The 22,812-nt window shown below is 63.3% G+C and carries 21 protein-coding genes; 19 read left to right on the top strand and 2 right to left on the bottom strand.

The genetic code is table 11. The features are described 5' to 3' along the window. Positions 1-77 precede the first annotated feature (77 nt). From fliR to EPO61_07225, 19 genes are all read left to right on the top strand, one after another. Positions 78-863, top strand: a complete 786-nt coding sequence (gene fliR / locus EPO61_07315) for a flagellar biosynthetic protein FliR (GenBank protein TAJ08714.1) — start codon at positions 78-80, stop codon at positions 861-863. Then, positions 856-1,935, top strand: a complete 1,080-nt coding sequence (gene flhB, locus EPO61_07310; protein ID TAJ08713.1) for a flagellar biosynthesis protein FlhB — start codon at positions 856-858, stop codon at positions 1,933-1,935. The genes fliR and flhB overlap by 8 nt, the downstream gene beginning before the upstream one ends. 31 nt (positions 1,936-1,966) lie before the next feature. Beyond that, positions 1,967-4,063 carry a flagellar biosynthesis protein FlhA gene (flhA, locus tag EPO61_07305; GenBank protein TAJ08712.1) on the top strand — a complete coding sequence of 699 codons (2,097 nt, stop codon included), beginning with the start codon at positions 1,967-1,969 and terminating at the stop codon, positions 4,061-4,063. Positions 4,064-4,221: 158 nt separating this feature from the next. Continuing rightward, complete coding sequence (flhF, locus tag EPO61_07300; protein ID TAJ08711.1) at positions 4,222-5,709, top strand: flagellar biosynthesis protein FlhF; 1,488 nt, start codon at positions 4,222-4,224, stop codon at positions 5,707-5,709. A gap of 77 nt (positions 5,710-5,786) precedes the next feature. Continuing rightward, the gene (locus tag EPO61_07295; GenBank protein TAJ08710.1) at positions 5,787-6,683 is read left to right on the top strand and encodes a MinD/ParA family protein; all 897 of its coding nucleotides are present in this window, start codon (positions 5,787-5,789) and stop codon (positions 6,681-6,683) included. Positions 6,684-6,727: 44 nt separating this feature from the next. Continuing rightward, positions 6,728-7,474: a FliA/WhiG family RNA polymerase sigma factor gene (locus EPO61_07290; GenBank protein TAJ08709.1), complete on the top strand. Its 747-nt coding sequence runs from the start codon at positions 6,728-6,730 to the stop codon at positions 7,472-7,474. Between the two features lie 314 nt (positions 7,475-7,788). Continuing rightward, on the top strand, positions 7,789-10,218 hold the full coding sequence (locus EPO61_07285; GenBank protein TAJ08708.1) for an EAL domain-containing protein: 2,430 nt from the start codon (positions 7,789-7,791) through the stop codon (positions 10,216-10,218). A 208-nt stretch (positions 10,219-10,426) separates the two neighbouring features. Beyond that, complete coding sequence (gene flgF / locus EPO61_07280) at positions 10,427-11,257, top strand: flagellar basal-body rod protein FlgF (GenBank protein ID TAJ08707.1); 831 nt, start codon at positions 10,427-10,429, stop codon at positions 11,255-11,257. Positions 11,258-11,349: 92 nt separating this feature from the next. Then, a complete protein-coding gene (gene flgG, locus EPO61_07275; protein TAJ08706.1) occupies positions 11,350-12,141 on the top strand; it encodes a flagellar basal-body rod protein FlgG in 792 nt (263 codons plus the stop codon). A 12-nt stretch (positions 12,142-12,153) separates the two neighbouring features. Then, positions 12,154-12,984 carry a flagellar basal body P-ring formation protein FlgA gene (gene flgA, locus EPO61_07270; GenBank protein ID TAJ08705.1) on the top strand — a complete coding sequence of 277 codons (831 nt, stop codon included), beginning with the start codon at positions 12,154-12,156 and terminating at the stop codon, positions 12,982-12,984. A gap of 41 nt (positions 12,985-13,025) precedes the next feature. Further along, complete coding sequence (locus EPO61_07265) at positions 13,026-13,784, top strand: flagellar basal body L-ring protein FlgH (protein TAJ08704.1); 759 nt, start codon at positions 13,026-13,028, stop codon at positions 13,782-13,784. 72 nt (positions 13,785-13,856) lie between these two features. Beyond that, entirely contained in the window at positions 13,857-14,996 is a 1,140-nt protein-coding gene (locus tag EPO61_07260) for a flagellar basal body P-ring protein FlgI (protein TAJ08996.1), read from the top strand. A 43-nt stretch (positions 14,997-15,039) separates the two neighbouring features. Next, positions 15,040-15,444, top strand: coding sequence for a hypothetical protein (locus EPO61_07255; protein ID TAJ08703.1), 405 nt, complete (start codon positions 15,040-15,042; stop codon positions 15,442-15,444). A gap of 66 nt (positions 15,445-15,510) precedes the next feature. Then, entirely contained in the window at positions 15,511-15,813 is a 303-nt protein-coding gene (flgM, locus tag EPO61_07250) for a flagellar biosynthesis anti-sigma factor FlgM (GenBank protein ID TAJ08702.1), read from the top strand. A gap of 111 nt (positions 15,814-15,924) precedes the next feature. After that, positions 15,925-16,434: a flagellar protein FlgN gene (locus EPO61_07245; GenBank protein TAJ08701.1), complete on the top strand. Its 510-nt coding sequence runs from the start codon at positions 15,925-15,927 to the stop codon at positions 16,432-16,434. A gap of 3 nt (positions 16,435-16,437) precedes the next feature. Further along, entirely contained in the window at positions 16,438-18,447 is a 2,010-nt protein-coding gene (gene flgK, locus EPO61_07240) for a flagellar hook-associated protein FlgK (GenBank protein ID TAJ08700.1), read from the top strand. 6 nt (positions 18,448-18,453) lie between these two features. Continuing rightward, entirely contained in the window at positions 18,454-20,217 is a 1,764-nt protein-coding gene (locus EPO61_07235) for a hypothetical protein (GenBank protein ID TAJ08699.1), read from the top strand. Between the two features lie 83 nt (positions 20,218-20,300). Then, positions 20,301-20,552, top strand: coding sequence for a carbon storage regulator (csrA, locus tag EPO61_07230; protein ID TAJ08698.1), 252 nt, complete (start codon positions 20,301-20,303; stop codon positions 20,550-20,552). Positions 20,553-20,600: 48 nt separating this feature from the next. Then, positions 20,601-21,041 carry a flagellar assembly protein FliW gene (locus EPO61_07225; GenBank protein TAJ08697.1) on the top strand — a complete coding sequence of 147 codons (441 nt, stop codon included), beginning with the start codon at positions 20,601-20,603 and terminating at the stop codon, positions 21,039-21,041. A 109-nt stretch (positions 21,042-21,150) separates the two neighbouring features. Here the strand turns inward: EPO61_07225 and EPO61_07220 are convergent, their stop codons facing one another. Together EPO61_07220 and EPO61_07215 are read right to left on the bottom strand one after the other, a co-directional pair. Beyond that, positions 21,151-22,113: a diguanylate cyclase gene (locus EPO61_07220; GenBank protein ID TAJ08696.1), complete on the bottom strand. Its 963-nt coding sequence runs from the start codon at positions 22,111-22,113 to the stop codon at positions 21,151-21,153. Then, positions 22,101-22,790, bottom strand: coding sequence for a sensor histidine kinase (locus EPO61_07215; GenBank protein TAJ08695.1), 690 nt, complete (start codon positions 22,788-22,790; stop codon positions 22,101-22,103). Before EPO61_07215 ends, EPO61_07220 begins: the two co-directional genes overlap by 13 nt. Positions 22,791-22,812 lie beyond the last annotated feature (22 nt).

Below are 22,812 nucleotides of genomic sequence, written 5' to 3'. Positions count from 1 at the left end.
CATGCAGAAGGCAGAACGATAAACGGTAGAATGCGGCCCTCCGCCGTTCATCACTCATCATTCATCGTTCATCATTGATGATGCCCCACATCCTCCACATCGCCTTGCCCCAGTTTCAACATCTGCTGGTGGTGCTGGTGCGGATCGGGGGCATCCTGGCCGTGATGCCCATCATCGGCAGCCGCTCGGTGCCCCCGACGGTCAAGGTGGGGGTGGCGCTGGCCCTGGGGCTGGCCTTGCTGCCGGTCGTGCGGGTGCCGGACCTGCCGGAGGATCCCCTGCGCATGACGCTGGGGTTGGGGGCCGAGTTTCTGGTCGGCCTGGTGATCGGGATGGCCCTCAGTCTGCTCTTTGCGGGGATCGAGTTGGCGGGCGACATGATGAGCACCCAGATGGGGCTCGGGATGGCGCAGCTCTTGGACCCCTCGACGTCCCACTCATCGCCGCTCATCAGCCACCTCTATACGCTCCTGGCTTCGCTGATCTTTTTGTCGTTGAACGCGCATTTTATCTTGGTCCAGGCGGTGGCGAGCAGCTTCGATCTGGTGGTGCCGTTCGGCGCGAGCCTGTCGGAGAATGTGATGCAGGACATCGTTCGTCTCTCCCAGGGCATGTTTCTGATCGCCCTGAAGTTGGCCGCGCCCGTGATGGTCACGATGCTGCTGGTCAACCTGGGTATGGCGGTCATCGGTCGGTCGGTCACGCAAATGAACGTGTTCCTGTTGAGCCAACCCCTGACGATTACGGCCGGGCTGCTGGTCATGGGCGCCGGGCTCCCGTTCACGTTCAGTCTGTACGAATCCGAATTCATCCGCCTGGAAGATCTGCTTCGCGATCTCATGAGGATGCTGGGCCATGGCTGAGCAGGATGGCAGCCGGACCGAACAGGCGACCGCGCGTCGCAAAGAGGAGAGCCGCAAGAAGGGGCAGGTGGCGATCAGCCGGGATGTCCCGATGGCGGTCACCCTGCTGGGGGCGCTCACGGTGCTCTACTGGCTGATCGGGCCGGCCCTGGCGAGTCTGACCCGGTTGATGAGGGAATGGCTCACGCTGGCGATGGATCCCGGCCTGCACGGCCAGTTGTCCCAGACAGCCGTCCAGGCCCTCATGGTGAAAGTCGGCATGGATGCCCTGGGCCTGGTGCTCCCGCTCCTGGGCGCGGTGACGGTCCTCGGGGTCTCCTCTTACGTGGCTCAAACCGGCTTTCTCTGGAAGCCCGACGGCCTGCAAGCGGATCCGAGCCGCCTGGACCCGATCGCGGGATTCGGGCGGCTGTTGTCGTTGCGGTCCGTCGTGGAACTGGGCAAGTCCGTGCTGAAAATCACCGTCATCGCCTGGGTCGGTGTCATGGCGATCCGCCATGAAATTGGCGGCCTGCCGCAGCTCGTGCAGTACGACCTGGCCGGCGTGCTCGGGATGGCCGGCGGGCTGGCGTACAAGATGACGCTCTGGATCGGGTTGACCGTCGCGGTGATGGCGGCCGCCGACTATGGGTATCAACGGTTTGAGTGGGAGCGGAGCCTCCGGATGACCAAGGAGGAGATCAAGCAGGAGCATCGAGAGACGGAAGGCGATCCGTTGCTGAAGTCGCGGGTACGCAGCTTGCAACGACAGATGGCGAGAAACCGGATGATGGCGGCGGTCCCGAAGGCGGATGTGGTGATTACGAATCCAACACACTTGGCGGTGGCGTTGCGGTACGACTTCCAGAGCATGGCGGCCCCGATCGTCGTCGCCAAAGGCGCCGGCTTCATCGCCGAGCAGATCAAGAAGGTGGCGGCCGAGCACGGGGTCCGGGTGGTCGAGAACAAGTTCGTGGCGCGGACGCTGTTCAAGATGGTCGAAATCGGCGGAGCCGTGCCGTCGGACCTGTATCGGGCGGTGGCGGAGATTCTGGCGTTGGTCTACCGCGCCCGCGGGAAGCGGGCGCTGTAATCACAATGGGGACGATGGGGACATGGCCGGCATGAGCGCACAGCAACAGACCATGACAGGCATCAATATCGGGAAATATCCCGACGTGGTGATGTCGGTGTCGGTGGTGGGCATTCTGATGATCATGCTGCTGCCTCTGCCCCGGTTCGCCCTGGACCTGCTGCTCTCCTTCAACATCACATTGGCGATCATCGTCCTGCTGGTCGGGATGCAAGTACGCAAGCCGTTGGAGTTTTCCGTGTTCCCGTCCGTCTTGTTGCTGGTGACGCTGCTGCGGCTCTCGCTGAACATCGCTTCGACCCGCCTGATCCTGCTCCACGGGAACGAAGGCGCGGCGGCGGCCGGCGAGGTGATCCGGGCCTTCGGCAATTTCGTCGTGGGCGGCAATTACACGGTCGGCCTGGTCGTCTTCACGATTCTCGTGATCATCAACTTCGTCGTTGTGACGAAGGGCGCCGGCCGCATCGCCGAGGTCGCCGCGCGCTTCACCCTCGACGCGATGCCGGGCAAGCAGATGAGCATCGACGCCGATCTGAACGCCGGGCTCATCAATGAGTCGGAAGCCCGCCGCCGCCGGAAAGAAATCGCGGAAGAAGCGGACTTCTACGGGGCCATGGACGGGGCCAGCAAGTTCGTCCGGGGCGACGCCATCGCCGCGGTGGTCATCATCCTGGTGAACATCATCGGCGGTTTGACGATCGGGGTGTTGCAGCAGAGCATGAGTCTGGCCGCGGCGGCCCAGGTGTATACGCTCCTGACGGTCGGCGAAGGGCTGGTGGCCCAGGTGCCGGCCCTCATCATTTCGACGGCCGCCGGCATGATCGTGACCCGGGCCGCCTCCGAGTCGGATCTGGGCCAGGACATCGCGAACCAGATCCTGGTGTCCCCCAAGGTGTTCGCCACGGCGTCGGTGATCCTGGTGGGGATGGGCCTCGTGCCGGGCCTGCCGCATCTGGCGTTCATCGCGCTGGGGGGGCTGGTCGGGTGGCTGGCGTACGAATTGACCCAGCAGCAGCGCGAGCGGGCCACCGTGCTGGCGGCGACCGCCGCCGAGGTGCCGGCGAAACAGGCGGATGCCGTTCCGCAAGTGACGCCGCTGGACCTGATGGAAGTGCAGGTCGGGTACGGCCTGATCGGCATGGTGGACGGGGAGCAGGGCGGAGCCTTGCTGGAGCGCATCAAGGGGCTCCGTCGCCAGACGGCGTCGGACATGGGATTCCTGGTCCCGCCCATTCATATCCGGGACAACCTGCAACTGCGGCCGAACGAATACGCGATTCTCTTGAAAGGGGTCGAACTCGTGCGCGGCGAAGTCCTGCCGGGGCACGTGCTGGCGATCGATCCGGGGACCGCCCAGCGGGGCGCGGTCCAGGGCATTCCCACGAAGGAGCCGGCGTTCGGGCTGCCGGCCCTGTGGGTGGCGGAGCCGGCCCGCGAACAGGCCCAGATGGCCGGCTACACGGTGGTGGATACCAGCTCCGCCATTGCCACGCACCTCTCGGAGGTCATCAAGCGCCACGCGCATGAATTGATCGGACGCCAGGAGGCGCAGGCCCTGCTGGATGAACTCGTGAAGACGCATCCCAAGCTCGTTGAAGAACTGATCCCCAATCTTCTGCCGCTCGGCACGGTCGTGCGCATTTTGGCGAACCTGCTGCGCGAACGCGTGCCGGTCCGCGACCTGCGCACGATCCTGGAGGCCGTGGCGGATCAGGCCGGGGTGACGAAGGACCCGGACAGTCTGACGGAGGCCGCCCGGCAGGCGTTGGGCCGCACGATCACCCGGCAGTATTTGACGCAAGAGGGAATGCTCCCGGTCATCAGCCTGGACCCGCGCCTGGACCGCAAGCTGGCGGAGCAGGTCGCGGCGGCGGCGCAACAGGGACAGTGGGGAATGGAGCCGGGCATTGCCCAGAAACTGTTGACGTTGCTCAAGCAGGCGGTGGAGCGAGTGCTGGCCAAAGGGCAGCAGCCGGTCATTCTCTGCTCCCCGACGTTGCGCCGGCACTTGCGGCGGCTGACTGAACGGGTTCTGCCGACGGTGCCCATCCTGGCGCTGAACGAGATCGACGGCGCGGCACGGGTGCAGGCGTTGGAAACGGTCCGGGCCGGCGAAGAAGCGGCCTAGATGGTGAACGGTGAATGGTGAATAGTGAAAGGCGAACAGTAAACCGTGAAAGGTCAATGGTGAACAGTAAGCAGTAGCGGGGAAGGCGGCGCGGCCGAGGAAATTCACCATTCACGTTTCACCGTGCACGGTTTACGCGACGCGGGGGAGGAGACCGCATGAAGATCAAGACGTTTCAGGCCCTGACGATGAGCGATGCCATCCGGTCCATCAAGGAAGAATTGGGGCCCGATGCCGTGATCCTGTCCAGCAAACAAATCCGGAAGGGCAGCGGCGTCTTCGGGATTTTCGGGCGGCCCATGGTCGAGGTCGCGGCCGCGGTGGATGCGAAGGCCCTGCCCCTACGGAACCGGTCCGGCGGCTCGAGCAAGCGCGTGCCCGACGTCTCGTCGCGCGAGCGCCAGCAGTCGGCTGCGGTGCCGCGTCAGGGGGTGCAGGGCGGAGCCGTCCGTCGGATCGTACCCTGGGAGCCTCCCCGCGAAGAGGCGCCGCGCCGTCAGGCGTCCACGCGTCAGGCGCAGCCGCCGCGTCAGGCGGATCCGGTCCGGCACTGGGACGAACCGGACCGGGACACTCGATTTGAGGCGGCGCTCAGCAGCCAGATGCAGGAGGAGTGCGAACCGGACATGCCGTTTCCGGACCACCAGGCGCAGAGCCAGGGGCGTTCCCAGGCTGCGCCGCCGGGCCGGGCTGCGGCGCAGGGATCGGGGGGCCGTGCGGAATGGGCACGGATACAGGAAGAGGTGCAAGGGCTCCGGCGGCTCGTGGAGTCCTCGCTGCAGGGCCGGCCTCGTCTGGAGACGGAGCCGGCGCTTTCCCCTCCGTCCGGTCAGCTGGCCGCATGGCAGCAACATTTTCTCAGGGCCGGTTTGGAGCCGGAGCAGGCGAGCCGCCTGGTTGCGGAGGCGCAGCGCCGGTTGCAGCCGACGGACCTGCGGTCCGAGTCGGCGATCCGGCAGGCGTTGCACCGGGTGCTGACACAGGAGGTGAAAGTCAGCGGCCCCCTGTTGGGGTTGGGAGACTGGAAGAAGACCGTCATCTTTACCGGACCGACCGGCGTGGGCAAGACCACCACGATCGCCAAGCTGGCGGCCCAGTATCGCCTCAAGGAGAAACGGTCTGTGGCCCTGATTACCTTGGATACCTATCGTGTGGCGGCGGTGGAACATCTGCGGATGTACGCCAACGTGCTCGGGGTGACCATGGATGTGGCGCTGACCAAACAGGAAGCGCTGGACTGCATTCGCAAACGAAGCAAGGCGGAGCTGATCCTGATCGACACGGCCGGGCGGAGCCCGCGGGACGAGGCGGGCATAGAAGAGCTGCGCCGGTTGATCGCCTTGGATCATCCGTTGGAGACGCACCTGGTGCTCTCCGCCACGACCCGGGAGCGGGATTTGAAAGACGGCGCGATACGGTATGCGGGGCTTCCCATCGATCGGCTGCTCTTCACCAAGCTGGACGAAACGAGCGGTTTCGGTGGAATCTTCGATCTGATGGGGCGGACGGGCTTGCCCCTTTCCTATCTCAGCACAGGCCAGCGCGTCCCCGAAGACCTGGACGTTGCCAGGCCGGAGCGTGTGGCGGACCTGCTGCTGGATGGGGAGTTGAAGCCGGCGGCGAGCGGCGTGAAGCGTGAAGCGTGAAGCGTGAAGAAAGATGGCCTTCCTGCGAACGACGCTTCACGAGATACGAGATACGTTTTTTGAGAGACGAGATGCGAATGACGAGTAGAACGGAGGACCACGTGGATCAGGCGACCAAGTTGCGGGAGCTGGCGGGCGACGTGTTGTGCGAAGAACGGCGGAATCGTTCTTCGGGAGTCCAGGTCATTGCGGTGACCAGCGGGAAGGGCGGCGTCGGCAAGACGAACGTCGTGGCGAATCTGGCCCTGGCTATGGCCCAGACCGGCAAGCGGGTCATGGTATTGGACGCGGATTTGGGATTGGCCAACCTGGACGTGCTGTTGGGGCTGGTGCCGGCCTATACCCTGGCGCACGTGCTGGCCGGGGAAAAGCGCTTGGACGAGATCATCCTCACGGGCCCGGCCGGTGTGCAAATTCTCCCGGCCAGCTCCGGAATCCAGGATCTGACCGCGTTGACGTCGGACCAGCAGCAGCTCTTGCGGGACGAATTCGACCGGCTGGCGCAGGACGTGGATGTGCTGCTGATCGACACGGGCGCCGGCATTTCGTCCAATGTCCTGTTTTTCGCCGTGGCGGCCCAGGAGATCATGGTGGTGGCGTCCCCGGAGCCGACCTCGATCACGGATGCCTATGCCCTGATGAAAGTCCTGTCCAACCGGTTCAGCGAAAAACGCTTTCGCTTGTTGGTGAACATGGTCCGTCGCCGGGAGGAAGGACCGGAGGTGTATCGGAAGATCGGTTTGGTCGCGGACCGGTTTCTGAACATCTCCATCGACTATGTCGGAGCCATTCCCGCGGACGACTATGTGCCGATGGCCGTGCGCCGGCAACGGGCCGTGCTGGACCTGTTTCCCCAGGCTCCGGCCAGCCGGGAGTTCCAACGGTTGGCCGGCACGGTGGCGCAGTGGCGGGTGGCCGAGTCGCCCAAAGGCTCCGTGCAGTTTTTTCTGCAGAGCCTGATCAGCCAGGGTTGAGACGGATGAACCGGACGTTTCCGGGGAAGTGAAGGAGAATCGCCATGAACCCAGTCCTCGATTCCAAAGCTTCGAAAGCCGTCGCTTCGGAGGCGGAGCGCGAGCGGGTGATCCGCGAATTCGCCCCGATCATCAAGGCCATGGCCCATCGTTTGGCGTTCCGATTGCCGGCGCACCTAGATGCCGACGATCTGATTTCGGTGGGGGTGATCGGGTTGATGGACGCGCTGGAGAAGTATGACCCGTCGCGCGAGGCGAAGTTCAAAACCTATGCGGAATTCCGGATTCGCGGCGCGATGCTGGATGAGATTCGCTCCATGGATTGGGTGCCTCGTTCCGTGCACGAACGGATCGGACTCTTGCAGAAGACTCACGTGGAGCTGCAGAAAAAACACGGCCGCCCGCCGACGGACGAGGAAGTCGCGAAAGCCTTGGGTCTGTCGCTGGCCGAACTGGACGATTTTCTCACCCGATCCCAGGGCGCCGTGTTGCTGAGCATTCAGGACCTGGGCTCGCAGGAAACCGACGGACACGGCATTCTGCGGATGCTGGTCGACCGGCAGCATCCGGATCCCCTCTCGACGGTGATCAACGACAACATCCGCGAGATCATCGGCAAGGCGATCGAACAGTTGGCGGAAAAAGAACGACTGGTCCTGACCCTGTATTACTATGAGGAACTGACGATGAAAGAGATCGGCGGGCTGCTCAAGGTGACCGAGTCCCGCGTCTGTCAGATTCATGCCAAGGCGATTCTCCGCCTGAAGGCCAAACTACAGTCGGTGCTCTAACAGAATGATGAATGTAGAATGATGAACGATGAATAGGGAGCAGTGCTCTCCGTTCAGCCGTCAGCATTCATCGTTCTCCTCGCTGCTCGTTCCTGCCGGTTACCGGCCGTTCCCTGCCCGTATCCCATCCCTTCTTTAGGAATCGCCTGCGGATACCGACAAGAAGTCTGACATTCAATAAGAATTTGCGGAGAGGGCGGCGGCGTGGCCCGGGATGGGTCCGTTGCCACGGGTTCCGTCTGTCCGGGCGAGGGCGATGTCTGGCCCGCGCGAGGGCGGAGGAGCCGGTTGCCTGAAAGAAGAGGAGCGCGCGATTGGAGTCATCGAAGGGGTTCTCATCCGACGTAGCGCCCCAACGTCCCCAGGCAGGTCGTGAACCGGCAGCGGTGCCGTCCGAGTGGTATGGCGTTGCCTTGCCGCTTGCTCTGATTCTTTGTTTTGTCGTCGGGCTGGGGGTGGGCCTCTATGCCCTGTTCTCCTTGCGCCAGGCGATGACCCAGGAACGGGGGGCGGCGTTGGCCGGCACGGCGGCAGACGTTGCGGATCGCCTCGACAGCCTGTTGTTCGAGCGCTACGTGGACATCCGCGCACTGGCCGACCACGCGGTGCTGAGGAACGGAACTCCGGACGCGCAGTCCGGTGTTCTGCGCCGCTACCAGGAGGTCTCCGACAATTACGCCTGGTTGAGTCTGACCGATGCGCAGGGGCGCGTGGTGGCGGCCAGCCGTGAGATATTACGAGGCCGGGACATGAGCGGGGAAGACTGGTTCCTCGCCGTGAGCGAGACGGAGCATGTGCATCTGGGCCGCGCGCAACAGGCCCCCGGGGGCGGCGGGCTCATCGGGGTCACCTTTTCCGCGCCGGTGAGCGGGCAGGACGGCGAGTTCCTGGGGGTGGTGGCCGGCTTGGTGGCCCTGGACCGTTTGCGCGCAATCATCGACGAAGGGGGCAACGTTCGATACGGGAGCCGGGACGGCGAAGCGTTGCACTGGCTGCTCGTGGATCAGAACGGTGTGATTTTAAGCGAGTCCGGAGACCAGGCACGGCACGATCAGCCGGCCGGCAATCTGCTCGACTTGAAGGTCCCGTCCGTCGTCCGGGCCGCGATGGGCGAGCCAGGCGCACAGGGGTTTGTCGAGGAATCTCATTACCGCCGGTTGAGTCCCGTGGTGACCGGCTATGCGCGGACCCCCAGTTACCGGAGCTTTCTCGGATTCGACTGGACGGTCCTGGTGCCGCGGGATCGCGACCAAGTCTACGCGCCGATCAACCGGTTGGTCTGGGCGGTGGGCGGCATGGGGCTCCTGCTCATCGTACCGCTGACCGGATTCGGATTATGGGCATCCCGTCGGTTGCTGCGGGACATCGCGCAACGGAAGCTGGCCGAACAGCGGTTGGACGATCTGGCCTACTACGATCCCTTGACCGGACTGCCCAATCGCCGCCTGTTTATGGATTTGCTCATGCAAGCCTTGGCCAGGGCCCGCCGCACGGACCGTCTCGTGGCGGTCTTGTTCCTGGACCTGGATCGGTTCAAGCTGGTCAACGATTCGTTGGGCCACGGGGTCGGGGACATTCTCTTGAAAACCATTGCCATCCGTCTGAGCGGCTGCGTCCGCGCGACGGACACGGTGTCCCGACTGGGCGGGGACGAGTTTACCGTGATCCTCGAAGATCTTACCGGCGCCGAGGATGCGGCCCGCATCGCGCAGAAGGTCCTGGACGTCGTGGCGGTCCCGGTGATGCTGGACGGGCACGAGGTCTTTGTGGCCGGGAGCGTCGGGATCGCCCTCTATCCGACCGACCACGAAGACCGGGATGCGCTGATCAAGAGCGCCGATACCGCCATGTACTCGGCCAAGGAGGAGGGCGGAGTCTTCCGGTTTTATGCGGCCGAAATGAATACCCGGTCGTTCGAACGGTTGACGCTGGAAACGGGTTTGCGCCATGCGCTCCAGCGGCAGGAGTTCGTGCTGCATTACCAGCCCCTGGTGGATTTCCGGGTCGGGACCATGGTGGGGGTGGAGGCGTTGGTCCGCTGGCAGCACCCGGAGCGAGGCATGCTGTCGCCGGACAAGTTCATTCCACTGGCGGAAGAAACGGGCTTGATCGTGCCGCTGGGCGAGTGGGTGCTGCGGACCGCCTGCGCGCAAATCAAGGCCTGGCAGGATGGCGGGTTCCCGCATCTTCGGGTGGCCGTGAATCTGTCGCGGCGTCAGTTCCAGCAGAAGAATCTCGTGGAAACGGTCGCCCGGGTCCTGTGGGAAACCGGGCTGGATCCCCGCAGTCTCGAATTGGAGCTGACCGAGAGCCTGTTGATCCAAGATGCGGAAGGCACCATCGCCATGCTGAAGGCCTTGCACGCAATGGGGATCCGGCTCTCGATCGACGATTTCGGCGCGGAGTACTCGTCGTTGGGGTATCTGAAGCGGCTCCCGATCAATACGTTGAAAATCGACCAGTCCTTCGTGCGCGACATCGCCACCAATGCCAACGATGCGTCGATCACCAAGGCGATCATTACGTTGGGCCATTGCCTGAACCTCAACGTGGTCGCGGAGGGCGTGGAAACCGAGGGCCAGGCGGCCTTTCTGAGGGCCCAACGGTGCAACGAGATGCAGGGGTATTATTTCAGTCATGCGCTGGCGCCGGCCTCGTTGGGTCAGCTGCTGGAATCCTGGAAGCCGGGCCTCGTCGGCCGCGCGCCGGATTCCTCCAAGGGCAATGCGCTGACATCGGCCTGACCGAACCGACCGTCCCGTCTCCTTCCTCCCTTGTCTTTTTCCTGTCATTGTCGGAGCCTCCGCCAGTTTCCTGACGGGACAGAAGTGCCTGTCCGGGCAAGTTCTGCCTATCGATGCGGAGCAGACCGGGGGCGGGGGGCCGTCGGCTTTCTGCCAAGGGCCGTCCCCATTGCATCTTGCCTCCTCTCCCTCAACTCCTGTGCATGGCATGGCTATTGCTTTTGTTCAGGCGAGATCATCGCAGACACCATCCATCAAGGGCCATGAGATGAACCGAGGCATTTACCCCATCCTGTCCGGCGCGTTGGCTCAAGAAGAGCGGATTCAGGTGCTGTCGAACAACATCGCGAACCTGAAAACCGGCGGGTTCAAACGGGTTGAGCCGGTGTTTCAGTCCATCTTGGGGACCGCGGGTCGGCTGGCCGGCTCGTTCGGCCCAGGCGCGGATCAGCAGCCGGTGATGGGCGGGCTGCCGCAAGGAGCCAACGAACGGGTCTTCGTCCAGTCGATCAATCTGGCGACGAACTTCGGCGGCGGGCAACTGAAAAAAACCGACAACCCCTTCGACCTAGCCGTCCAGGGCAAGGGATTTTTCGAAGTGCAAACCCCGCACGGGGTGCTCTATACCCGGAACGGCTCCTTTCACCTCGATAACAAGCGCCACTTGGTAACGGAAGCCGGATCGGCGGTCATGGGGGACAAGGGGCCGATCGTGTTGAAGCCCGGCGACGCCAAGGTCGCGCCGGACGGGCGCATCCAGGTGGACGATGCGACGGTGGCCCGGATCAAGCTGGTGGAGTTTCCCGAGAACCAGCCGCCGCTGCAGGTCGGCGGAGGCTTCTTTTCGGGACAGAATCCCAAGCCGGTGAAGGACGTCGCGTTGCTGTCCGGACATATCGAGGAATCGAACGTCAACAGCTTTGCGGAAATGGCCCGCCTCATCGAAGTGATGCGCAGCTATGAATCAGCGCAAAAGCTGCTCATGACCTTCGACAAGACGACGGAGACGTCCATCCAGGAACTGGGGCGGGCGACCTAACGGAAAAGAGCTGATAGCCAATGGCTGACAGCAAGAGACCGATTCCGAGCCATCAGCCATAAGCCATTCGCCATACGCTCAGGGAGGAAAAGATGATTCGTGCCATGTGGACGGCGGCCACCGGAATGACCGCGCAGCAAGTCAACATCGACGTGATCGCGAACAATCTGGCCAACGTCAACACCAATGCCTTCAAGCGCAGCCGGGCGGAGTTCGCCGACCTCCTCTACCAGATCCAGCGGATGCCCGGCACCAACTCGTCCAACGTCTCCATTTATCCCGTGGGCATCCAGGTGGGCGGCGGAGTGCGGACGACGACGGTGGCGAAAGAATGGGCCCAGGGCAACATGCGGCAGACCAACAACGAGTTTGACCTGGCGATCGACGGCGTCGGATTTTTCCAGGTGACGCGACCGGACGGGACGATCATGTATTCGCGCAACGGGGCGTTCAAGCGCGACAATGTCGGCAATTTGGTCAGCGGGGACGGCGATCAGTTGAGCCCGGTCATTACGATCCCGTCCGGGGCCCTCAAGGTGGACATTGCCCAGGACGGCACCGTGTCCGTGCTGCTGCCGGGCGTCACGCAGGCCACGCAGATCGGGCAGATCCAGCTCGTCCGCTTCGACAATCCCTCCGGGTTGATCGCCCAGGGCAACAACTTGTTCTTGAACAGCTTCTCCTCCGGCCCTCCCATTCAAGGCACGGGCGGATTCGCCACCGGCTTCGGCTTGATCCAGCAGGGGTATCTGGAGAGCTCCAACGTCAACCTGGCGGAGGAAATGGTGTCGATGATCATCGCGCAGCGGAGCTATGAAGTGAACGCCAAAGCGATTCAGGCCGCCGATGAGATGATGTCCATGGCCAATAACGTGCGGCGGTAAGGAGAGACGCCCATGACCTCATGTATGCAGCCCGCATCGCTCAAGCCCGTGGCGGTTCGCCGGCTCGTTCTGCTCGCGGCGGCGGTGCTGTTCGCAGGAGGGCCGGCGGAGGGCGCGGAGGGCAAAAAGCCGCTGCCGGAGGGAAAGCCCAAGGCCGCATCCGTGACCCCCGCGAAGCCCGCAGTCACGTCTAAGGTGGTGGTACAGGAGGTGACGTCGGAGCAACTCCGGCAGGCCGTGCGGACTTACCTCGAACGGCGTTTGAAGGGCAAGGCCGAAGAAGTGGAAGTCCAGATCCTCAATGTGGATGAGCCGGTGACGGTGGCGCCGGGTATCCTCGAAGTCCGGGTGAAGGGGCGGGGCCTGCTGGAAAATTTCGGGCGGCGCCTGTTCGACGTGGCGTTGCTCGTGGACGGCAGGGAAGTGCGGGCGCTCCGCGTGTTGGCGGAGATCACCGTGTTGGCCGACGTCGTGACCGTGACCCGGACGGTTCAGCCGCAGGAAACCCTGGAGGCGGAGGATCTGACCATCGCCAGGCTCCCGCTTCCGGGAGAGAGCCATGATTTTCTGACCGAGGCGGAACAGGCGGTCGGCAAGCGCGTGACGCGGCCGATACGGGCCGAAACCCCCGTGCGGATGTCTTCGCTGGCCATTCCGGAAGTCGTCCACAAAGGCGAAGACGTGACGATTGAGTTCAAGCACGGTGGCTTGCTGATCCAGGCCAGCGGGACCAGCAAGATGAGCGGTCATGTGGGCCAGCCCGTCACGGTCTTGAATCAGGACAGCAAGCGGGAAGTGCGCGGGATTGTGGTGGGGCCGGGCGTGGTCCGGGTCGAATTTTAGAAGGCGTGCAACGTGAAAGGTGAGGCGTGAGGGATAGGGGCATGACCAGGCGAACGGTGCGTCCCCGTACGTCTCACGCCGTACGCCTTATGAAGCGGGATGGTATGGGCCAAGACTCACGGTTAAGACGTTGGGGTGGGGTGGGCACGGTGTGCGTGGCAATGGGCTTATTGGCCGGCTGCTTCAGTCCGCCGCCGATCAGCTCGCAGATTATGATCCCGCCGTTGCCGCCGCCGAAGACGCTCGGGTCTCTGTGGCAGGAGGAGAACGGACGGGCGTACTTATATGAAGACTTGCGGGCGATGCGGGTGGGAGACATCCTGACGATCAAGATTCAGGAAAGCCACAAGGGGTCCAAGAGCGCCGACACCAACGCCGAACGGGACTCGGCGGTGGAAAACTCTTTGACGGGCAATACGATCGGGCTCCCCTCCATGGTCTTGAACAAATTTCAGGCCAACTCGTTGGGCATCGATGCCAGTTCGAAGCACAAGTTCTCGGGGAAGGGCGCGACCAATCGAGCCGACACCTTGACCGGCACCATGTCCGCCCACGTCACCGAACTCATGCCGAACGGGGACTTGCGGATCGAAGGCCGTCGGGAAGTGACGGTGAACAGCGAGAAGCAGACGCTTAAGATCAGCGGCGTGGTCCGTCGCGTGGACGTGGACACGAGAAATACGGTGCTTTCGTCGTCGATCGCAGACGCCAGGATCGAATATACGGGGCTCGGCGTCGTGGACGAAGTGCAGCGGCCCGGCTGGTTCACGCGCGTCCTTGATTATATCTATCCGTTTTGAAGGCGGAGCGCGGAAGGCAGAAGGCGGAAAGCAGAACGCAGCCGGCAGGGAGACGCGGGAGACAACATGAACATGCGTGTCATCGTCAGCATCATGATGATCGTCGCGGCCCTGACCGCCGGTTCCGCGGAGGCGGCGCGGGTCAAGGACATCGCGACGATCGACGGGGTGCGGGAGAACCAGCTGTTGGGGTATGGCCTCGTGGTCGGCTTGGGCCAGACCGGCGATCAGGTGATCGGCGGCCAGTTCACGATCCAGGCCATGATGTCCATGTTGAACAAGATGGGGATCAACCTAATCATCGACCCCATCCAGTTGCTGACCAGGAACATTGCCTCCGTGATGGTCACGGCCAAGCTTCCGCCGTTTGCCAAACCGGGCATGACCTTGGATGCCGTCGTGTCCTCCATGGCCAATGCCAAGAGCTTGCAAGGGGGCACCTTGTTGCTGACGCCGCTCAAGGCGCCGAACCAGGAAGTCTTCGCGGTGGCGCAGGGGCCGATTTCCATCGGCGGGTTTCTGGGCGGAGGGGGCGGGGGCGGCGGGTCCAACAGCGGAAGTTCGACGGTGACCAAGAACCACCAGGCGGCCGGGGTGGTGCCCAGCGGGGCCATCGTGGAGAGGGAGTTGGCGCTCAACATCGACAGCTGGGACTCGGTTGCGATCATGCTGCGACAGGCGGACTTTACGACCTCGATCCGGCTGGCGGATGCGATCGACAGCATGCTGGGACCGGGGACGGCCCTGCCAATCAACTCCACCCAGGTGCGTGCCGCCGTGCCCGCCAGTTTTCAGGGGCGGGTCGTGCAGTACATCGCCATGCTGGAAGCGCTGGACGTGACCGTGGATGTTCCGGCCAAGGTGGTGGTGAACGAGCGCACCGGGACGGTCGTGCTGGGCGAATATGTCCGGCTCTCCACCTGCGCGATCGCGCACGGCAACCTGACCATCTCGGTCAAGGATACGGTCTCCGTATCGCAGCCGAACGGGTCCATCTTGGGGAACAGCACGGGGCAGACGGAGGTCATCAAGAACCAGGAGACCCAGGTTCAGGAAGACCCGGCTCGGCTGATGCAAGTGGATGAGACGGTCACGCTGGGCGAAGTGGTCCGGGCTCTCAACGCCGTAGGGGTGACCCCGAGGGACCTGGTCGCCATTTTGGCGGCCTTGAAGGCGGCTGGTGCGCTCCAGGCAAACTTAGAAATAATATAGAGTTAAACGCAATAGTTCATCTATAAATATCAGGATATTGACCATGCAAATCGCCCCCCTGCCGATCGCATTCGACAAGAATCTGATGGATGCCGGGCTTGCCCAGGAGGCGGGCGGGCTGCCCTCGGGACTCCAAAAGGCCCTGAACAAATCCAAGCGTAATGGGGCTGAAATCAAGCAGGCCGCCAAGGAGCTGGACGCCTATTTCATTTCTTATTTAATGAAGACGATGCGGGACACCGTGCCGAAGGGATTCCTGCCGAATAAGGCGGGAGAGAACTTTTATTACTTTTACGACATGGAAATCGGGCGGTTAGCGGCTGAGCGGGGAGGGCTAGGCTTCGGCGCTATGGTCCTCGAGGACGCAGCCGGGCAGCAACCTGTGGATAATCAAAAAAACCTCTCAAGTCTTGGATCGGCCCGGCCGATATCAGGAATGAGCCGGTGAAGAGGCATGGAGGCGATGGTCTGTCACGATCTAAGGAAGGCCTCACCGGTGGAGAGGGGTTAAGTGATGGAAATTTCAGGACATGGGCGCGCGCAGGATCTGGCGGCTCTCTTGCTGGGAACGCAGGATGTCGACCGATCGGCCACCAAGCCGTCGGCGGGACCGGCACCTCGGCAGGATCAGGTGCAAATCTCCGAGTATGCCAAGGAACTCCAGCGGATCACCTCGCTGGTCAACGTCTCGGAAGACACCAAGGCTGAGCAGATCGCCGGGATCAGGCAGGCGCTGGACGCCGGAACGTACGATGTCAGCGGCCGAAAGGTCGGGGACGCGTTGATCCGACAGGTCTTGACCGACGCGGTGCTGTAACCGTTTTCTCCCTTATCCGGGCTGATCCTTGGGGGTGCGGTCGGCACGCGCGTCGGCGAGAGCCGATCCGCACCCAAGGGATATTCAACGGACCCGGAGAGGGAGAGCACGATGCCGGATATCTCGATCGCCATCCAACGCCTCAGCGAGATTCTTGATCACGAACAACGGTGCGTAGACGGCCTTGTGGCCCTGTTCCGCCAGGAACAGGAGGCCATCAGACTGTTGGCGAGTGACGAACTGGCCGCTTCCAATCAGCGCAAGCTGGCCTTGCTGACGGAATTGCGTCAGCTGGAAGAACAGCGAGCCACCCTGGTGGCGCAACTCGCAGCCGACTGGGGCCTGCCCTCCGAATCGGTCACCCTCACCATGATTGCCGGCCGAATCGGCGCCGAAGCGGCCGGGCGGCTGCTGCGGCAGCAGGATCGGCTCAACCGATCTATCCTGGATGCGCGCGATGCCAACGACATCAGTCGCCTGTTGGTGGCCGGCTCTTTGGCCTTGGTCGAAGATACCCTGGCGATCCGACAAGGGGCGCCGCTGGGGCCCCCGCTGTACTCCGACGCCGGGATGCTGCAAGCCAAGCCCGTCGGCGGGGCCCTGCTGGCGAGGAGAGGGTAGGCGATGGCCGGGATCAGCACGCTCTTCGAGATCGGCAGAAACGCCTTACAGGCTTCTCAACAGTCCTTGACGGTCATCGGTCAAAACGTCGCGAACGTCAATACGCCCGGCTATTCCAAGCAGGATGCGGTGTTGACCGAAACGGTTCCCCAGGACGGCAATCCGGGCCAGGTGGGAACCGGCGTGCGCGTGGCCGAGATCCGGCGCACCGTCGACCAGCTGTTGGATGGACAGTTAAATACCTCCCATCAGAAGCTCGGCCGGTACCAGGCGTACCGGAGCGCGTTGTTCCGCGTCCAAAGCCTGTACGGCGATTCCAACGACCAGGGGATCGGAGCCGCGCTGAACGGTTTCTTCTCCTCACTGCAGGATGTCGCCACCAACCCGTCGGATGTCACGGCCCGGAGTGTCTTGTTGTCCAAGGCGGCGACGCTCACGGGACAGATGGCGCAGACCGCGTCGAATCTCAACGAGCAGCGCAAGTCGCTGGATACCCAGATCAGCCAGACCATCACGGAAGTGAACGGACTGGCCACGCAGATTGCAGACCTGAACGCCAAGATCAACGACGCGACGATCAGGGAGCAAAACGCCAACGACCTGAAAGACCAGCGCGGACGGCTGCTGAACGATCTGGCCGACCGGATCGGATTCTCGTCGATCGAAGATGCCTCCGGGCAGGTGTCGATATTCGTGGGGCGGGGACAGGTTCTGGTGGAGAAGGGCACGACCCGCACCTTGTCCGGGCTGGCTCGGAGCGACAACGGCGGGATGCAGGACGTTCGTTATGCCGTGGGCTCGACGAGCGCCACGCAGGATATCACCAGTCTGATTACGGGGGGGAAGCTCAAGGGACTGCTGGATGCGAGGGACACGATTATCCCGAACCAGTTGCAGGCGCTGGACCGACTGGCCGCCGGGTTGGTGACCGAAGTGAACCAGCAGCATCGGCAGGGATACGGGCTGGACGGATCGACGGGGCAGGATTTCTTCTCCACCCTGTCGGTCAGCTCGACCATTCCCAGCACGAACAGCGGGACGACCTCCGTGTCCGCCTCGTCGATCTCGGCCCCGAGTCTCCTGACCTTGCACGACTACGAGATCCGGTTCACCGCCGGGCCTGTCTATACGCTGGTGGATGCGACGACCGGGACGAACGTCAAGGGCAATTATGCGGGGACGGCCGTGACGGTCCCGCTGACCGTCGTGGCCGCGACGGCCGACAAGTTCAAGGCCACGGTGGACGGCACCACCTCGGGCGATCTTACGTTGACGCCGGGCACCTATACCGGCGCGCAACTGGCCACCGAAGTCCAGACCAGGATCAACGCGGACGCGACGCTGACGGCGGCGGGCAAGAGCGTCACCGTCACCTACGATCCGACGAACAGCCGGCTGATCGTCACCTCGGACTCGACGGCCAGTACCTCCGCCGTGACATTTGCGGCGCCGGGGGCCGGGAGCGATGCGCGGGCCTCGCTGGGCCTGTCAGCCGGCACGGCGACCGCCACCAGCGGAGCCTTCGTCGCCGGCTCGACCTTTACGCTGGACGGGATCCAGGTGACGGTGGCCGGCACGCCGACCGCAGGCGACAAGCTGAAGATCAACGCCTACACGGGGGCCGCCGAGGACGCCTCCGTTTCGCTGACGAGCGCGGATAAGGTGGCGGCCGCCTCGAGTCTGGGCGGCATCCCGGGCGACAATACCAACGCGCTGGCCCTGAGCGCCTTGCAAAGCAAATCCATGGCGGGCTTGGGGAACGTCACATTCAGCGGCGCGTACCAGGCGGCGGCCACCTCCATCGGCACGTCCGCCCAAGGAGCGGATCGGGACTTGAACGCGCAACAAGGCCTGCAGGATCAGCTGCAAGTGTTCCGCGGCGAAGTGTCCGGCGTGTCGATGGATGAAGAGCTGATCAATATGCTCAAGTATCAACGCATGTTCGAGATGGCATCCCGCATGATCAAGATGACCGACGAACTGCTGCAAACCCTGGTCACCATCAAACAGTGAGCGACTATGCGTGTCTCTGAGCTGCAAGTCTTCGATGTGGTCATGAGCAATCTCCAACGGATTCGAGCCAAAACGTTGGCGGTGCAGGACCAGGTGTCTTCACAAAAGAAGGTCACGCAGCCCTCCGATGATCCCGCTCCCTTCGGACAGATTATCGCGGACAAGGCCGGCCTGGCAGCGGCCGACCAGCGGATTCGCAATGTCCAGTACGGGACTTCACGTCTGGGCGCTGCGGATACGACGCTCGGCAGCGTCACGTCATCGCTTGCTCGGATCAAAGAATTGGCCATCCAGCTCAGCGATGACACCAATTCTGCCTCCGACCGGGCCACCGGGGCGCAGGAGGCGCGGCAAATCTTCGAGCAGCTCCGGCAGACGGCCAACACCGAAGTCGGGGGCCAGGCGCTCTTCGCGGGGACGGGCTCCCACGGACGGGCGACCGGGGTGGCGATCACGGTGCCGTTGACCGTGACGGGAGGAAGCAACGATACGCTGACGGTCTCGGTGGACGGAACCGCCTCGGGGACGATCACCTTGACGGCGGGGGCGTACGCCACCGGCGCGGCCCTGGCCACGCAGGTGCAGACCAAGATCAACGCCGACGCCACGTTGACGGCGGCGGGCAAGAGCGTGACGGTCACTTTCGATACGGATCATCTGGTCATTACGTCCAACAGCGCCGGCTCGGCATCCACGGCCCTGGTAACCGGCGGGTTGGGGCAGCGCGCGCTCGGGTTCAACGGGGGGAGTACGACGACCGGCGCGGCCCCCTTCGCGCTGCGGGCCCTGACGAGTGCGGCGACCGGCAACACGGGCGGCGCGCTGATCGGACAAGGAGTCGTGCGCGACGCCAATGCGGTCACGCTCGACGATTACGTGATCAAGTTCACGTCGGCCACGGCCTTCGATGTCTACAATGTGTCCGCGCCGATCGCCGTGTCGGCCAACAGCGCGAACACCGGCGGCGCGGTCAAGGCCGATGCCGGTGTCGTGGATTCCTCGGCCGTCACCCCGGACTCCTTCGAGATCGAGTTCACCTCCGACACCCAGTATAAGATCACGGACACGACGACGAGTGTCGTCCTGTCCGCCGGCAACACCTACACGAGCGGGGCCAATATCGACTTCAAAGGACTGCGCGTGGTGCTGAAGGACGGGTCCGGCGGGGTCCCCAAGAGCGGCGACAAGTTCACCGTTGCGCCGAATTTCGAGACCGTCTTGGCGAGCCAGACCTATACCTCGGGCAGTGCCATCACGTTCGACGGATTGCAGCTTAAAATCACGGACGGTTCGGCGGCGCCGGCCGCCGGCGACCTCTTCCGCATCCAGACCGGGGTCCAGTACCAGGGGACATCCGGGCTGCAGGCGATCGAGGTCGGGGACAACCAGACGGTCAAGACCAACCTGCCGGGGAATCAGGTCTTTACGGGAGCCTCGATCGATCTGTTTGCCTCCATCAAGAATCTGGTCTCGGCGTTGAACGGGAGCTATAGGGGCGGCATCGAGCAGGGTAATGCCGACGCGGAGACCGCGACATCCCAAGTGGTGAAGGCGCAAGGGGAGATCGGTGCGCTGACGAATCGGCTGGACGCGACCAACGCGAGCCTGGGGCAGTTCAAAGATTTGCTCACCAAGTCTCTGTCCGACAAGCAGGACACCGACTTGGTGCAAGCGCTCTCCGAGTTGCAGCAGCAGCAACTGTCGCTGCAGGCGACGTCGCAAATCGCCAGTCTGATTTTCCAGAATTCACTGCTCAAATTTCTTCAATAGCGAGGCGACAAGGGGGTCAAGTTTGGCGCCGATCGACCGATAACGCTGGTGTACCGTAGACCGGGGAGCCAAGGAGGGCGACCATGCTGGTCCTGACACGGAAGTTAGGGGAAGGCATCACCATCGGGTCCGATATCCGGGTGGTGGTGCTGGAAGTGAAGGCCGGCCAGGTTCGGCTGGGGATCGAGGCGCCCAGCGCCGTCCAAGTCCATCGCGACGAAATCTACGCGAAGATTCTCGAAGAGAACAAACAGGCCGCCCGGGCGCAGCCGGTCTTGACCGAGGCCTTGAAGCGGCTCAACGTTCCCGCCCGAGCGGAGACAAACCATGTGTGAACCCTTGTGCCGGCCCCTGAGGTCCACACCGCCTCAACTGGACATCGCATGAAGATCACGACCAGTCGGTTCGGCGAGCTTGAATGCCGGGAGGACGTGCTCATTCGGTTCCCGTCCGGCATCATCGGATTTCCCCGGTCCACCCGCTACATCATTCTGGACCACGACCGGGAGGCGCCGTTCAAGTGGCTGCAGTCGGTGGACGAAGGCGACCTGGCCTTCGTGATTATGGATCCGCGCTTGTTCAAGCCGGACTACCAGGCGACGATGGAACCGGCCGCTCTGGCCGACCTGGGGACGCCGGCCGACGAGGACTTGATCTTGTTCGTGTTGTTGACGGTCCCGCCGGGCGATCCGGACCACATTACGGCCAACCTGAGGGCGCCGGTCGTCGTTCATGAGCCGACGCGGAAGGCCAAACAAGTCATCCTGCACGACGAACTGCCAACCCGTTACCCGCTCTTTGCCCAACCGGTGGCCTGCCCCTAAGCGTAAGAGTCGCAAAGTTGGAAAGTCTGAAAGTCCAAAAGTTCTTTGACCCAAGACTTGATAGACTTTCCGACTTTATAGACTTTTTAACTCGCGACAACGTGTCAGCTTATTGATTCGCCAAGGGACTGTCGGTGAGTTCCGGCAGAAACAGCTCGACTCGGTTGCGTCTGTCGGTCCCCTTCAGCCGGTAGAGGGCGGAATCGGCTTCGTAGATCAAGGCGTCCGAATCGGCAGGCCGGTGCGACGGGGCCGAGACTGCCAGGCCGAGACTCATGGTGACGCGGATCGTTTGACTTCGGCCGGGTCTCGCTTCGATCACGATCGGCAGGTCTTCGATGCAGGCTCTGAGCCGCTCCGCGGCCAGGCGGGCATTTGAAAGATCGCAGCCGGGCAGCAGGACGAGGAACTCCTCCCCCCCGTAACGTCCCACCGCGTCGTACCCGCGCATGGACTGTTGCAACGCGGCGGCCACCTGCCGCAACACGGTGTCTCCGGCCAGGTGCCCGTAGGTATCGTTGACTTGCTTGAACAGATCCAGGTCGCCCAGTACGAGCCCCAGCGGCGCCTCCGTGCGTTGCGCGCGGTCGAACTCCTGCTCCAGGATGCGCTGGATGGCGCCTCGGTTCCAGAGGCCCGTGAGGGCATCATGAGAGGCTTGGACGCGGAGGGTCTCCCGCGAGGCGATTAGTTCCCGTTGCAAATTCAGAATCCGTTGGCCGGTCCGAAGACGCGCCTTCAGTTCCTGCGGGTCGAATGGTTTGCGCAGGTATTCGTCCGCGCCGGCTTCCAGGGCGGCGATCAGATCTTCTTTCTCGTCCTTCGCCGTCAGTATAATGAGATAAAGATAGGGTTCCTGTTGTCGCTTCCGAACTTCCCGGCAGACATCCGGCCCGCTCAAGCCGGGCATGTCCCAGTCCAGGATCGCCAGTTCCGGGGCAGACGGTCCCTGGAGGGCGCGGACGGCCTCCTCGCCGTCGGCGCAGCCGACCACCTGATAGCCCCACTGCGTGAGCTTGGTGTCGAGCGCCAGGCGCGAGATCGGATCGTCTTCGGCGATCAGGACTTGCAGGGGACGGCCTCCTGAAGAAACGCGGTGAGGGCTCGGGCAAGCGCGATCAGTTCATCGGCCAGCTCCCGGCAGGCCAGTACGGCCGCCTCTTGGTCCTGTTGTCGTCCCCGGTCCTCGACCTGCGCCGCCTGGCCGGACGCGCGCCAGGCGCAAAAGTTGCCGACCATGCCTTTTACCCGGTGCGCGATCCTGGCCACCTGCTCGTAATCCGGCTTGGCCAGCGCGGCTTGGAGATCGGTGATCGTCCGGGGATAATGTCGCAAGAACAAGCGGGCCATTTCCTGGAGCAACACGGCGTCATTGCCCAGTCGTGCCAGCGCTTCGTCCCGATCGAAGACCGGCCCCTCAGGCGCGCGGCTTTCGTGACGCGTATTGTGTGAAACGTCCGAAGATGCAGGCCCAGTGTTCTGCGCGTCACGAGAGACGAGGTGCGCATCGGATGCGTCGTGCGCCGGGGCTTCCGGCGGGAGCCATCGCGCGAGGAGGGTGCGCAGGCCGTCGAGGGTCACGGGTTTGGCCATGTACTCGTCCATGCCTGCGTCCAGGCACCGTTCCCGGTCTCCCGGCAGGCTGTTGGCGGTCATGGCGATGATCGGAATCCGTGAACGGTGAACGGTGAACGGTGAGCCGGACCGGTTCGCAGAGTCCGAACCGGCTTGCGCTTCGCGATTCGCCATTTCCCATTCACATGTTTCACGT

The sequence above is a fragment of the Nitrospirota bacterium genome, from assembly GCA_004296885.1.
Lineage (GTDB): Bacteria > Nitrospirota > Nitrospiria > Nitrospirales > Nitrospiraceae > SYGV01.
The sequence above is the reverse complement of the archived record's forward strand: the minus strand, read 5'-3'. Positions and strand labels throughout refer to the sequence as shown.

What these genes read in the sequence shown, in the direction of transcription:
- fliR (TAJ08714.1), top strand. Translation starts at nt 78, where the DNA reads ATGATGCCCCACATCCTCCACATCGCCTTGCCCCAGTTTCAACATCTG.
- flhB (TAJ08713.1), top strand. Translation starts at nt 856, where the DNA reads ATGGCTGAGCAGGATGGCAGCCGGACCGAACAGGCGACCGCGCGTCGC.
- flhA (TAJ08712.1), top strand. Translation starts at nt 1,967, where the DNA reads ATGAGCGCACAGCAACAGACCATGACAGGCATCAATATCGGGAAATAT.
- flhF (TAJ08711.1), top strand. Translation starts at nt 4,222, where the DNA reads ATGAAGATCAAGACGTTTCAGGCCCTGACGATGAGCGATGCCATCCGG.
- EPO61_07295 (TAJ08710.1), top strand. Translation starts at nt 5,787, where the DNA reads ATGACGAGTAGAACGGAGGACCACGTGGATCAGGCGACCAAGTTGCGG.
- EPO61_07290 (TAJ08709.1), top strand. Translation starts at nt 6,728, where the DNA reads ATGAACCCAGTCCTCGATTCCAAAGCTTCGAAAGCCGTCGCTTCGGAG.
- flgF (TAJ08707.1), top strand. Translation starts at nt 10,427, where the DNA reads ATGGCTATTGCTTTTGTTCAGGCGAGATCATCGCAGACACCATCCATC.
- flgG (TAJ08706.1), top strand. Translation starts at nt 11,350, where the DNA reads ATGATTCGTGCCATGTGGACGGCGGCCACCGGAATGACCGCGCAGCAA.
- flgA (TAJ08705.1), top strand. Translation starts at nt 12,154, where the DNA reads ATGACCTCATGTATGCAGCCCGCATCGCTCAAGCCCGTGGCGGTTCGC.
- EPO61_07265 (TAJ08704.1), top strand. Translation starts at nt 13,026, where the DNA reads ATGACCAGGCGAACGGTGCGTCCCCGTACGTCTCACGCCGTACGCCTT.
- EPO61_07260 (TAJ08996.1), top strand. Translation starts at nt 13,857, where the DNA reads ATGCGTGTCATCGTCAGCATCATGATGATCGTCGCGGCCCTGACCGCC.
- EPO61_07255 (TAJ08703.1), top strand. Translation starts at nt 15,040, where the DNA reads ATGCAAATCGCCCCCCTGCCGATCGCATTCGACAAGAATCTGATGGAT.
- flgM (TAJ08702.1), top strand. Translation starts at nt 15,511, where the DNA reads ATGGAAATTTCAGGACATGGGCGCGCGCAGGATCTGGCGGCTCTCTTG.
- EPO61_07245 (TAJ08701.1), top strand. Translation starts at nt 15,925, where the DNA reads ATGCCGGATATCTCGATCGCCATCCAACGCCTCAGCGAGATTCTTGAT.
- flgK (TAJ08700.1), top strand. Translation starts at nt 16,438, where the DNA reads ATGGCCGGGATCAGCACGCTCTTCGAGATCGGCAGAAACGCCTTACAG.
- EPO61_07235 (TAJ08699.1), top strand. Translation starts at nt 18,454, where the DNA reads ATGCGTGTCTCTGAGCTGCAAGTCTTCGATGTGGTCATGAGCAATCTC.
- csrA (TAJ08698.1), top strand. Translation starts at nt 20,301, where the DNA reads ATGCTGGTCCTGACACGGAAGTTAGGGGAAGGCATCACCATCGGGTCC.
- EPO61_07225 (TAJ08697.1), top strand. Translation starts at nt 20,601, where the DNA reads ATGAAGATCACGACCAGTCGGTTCGGCGAGCTTGAATGCCGGGAGGAC.
- EPO61_07215 (TAJ08695.1), bottom strand. Translation starts at nt 22,790, where the DNA reads ATGGCGAATCGCGAAGCGCAAGCCGGTTCGGACTCTGCGAACCGGTCC.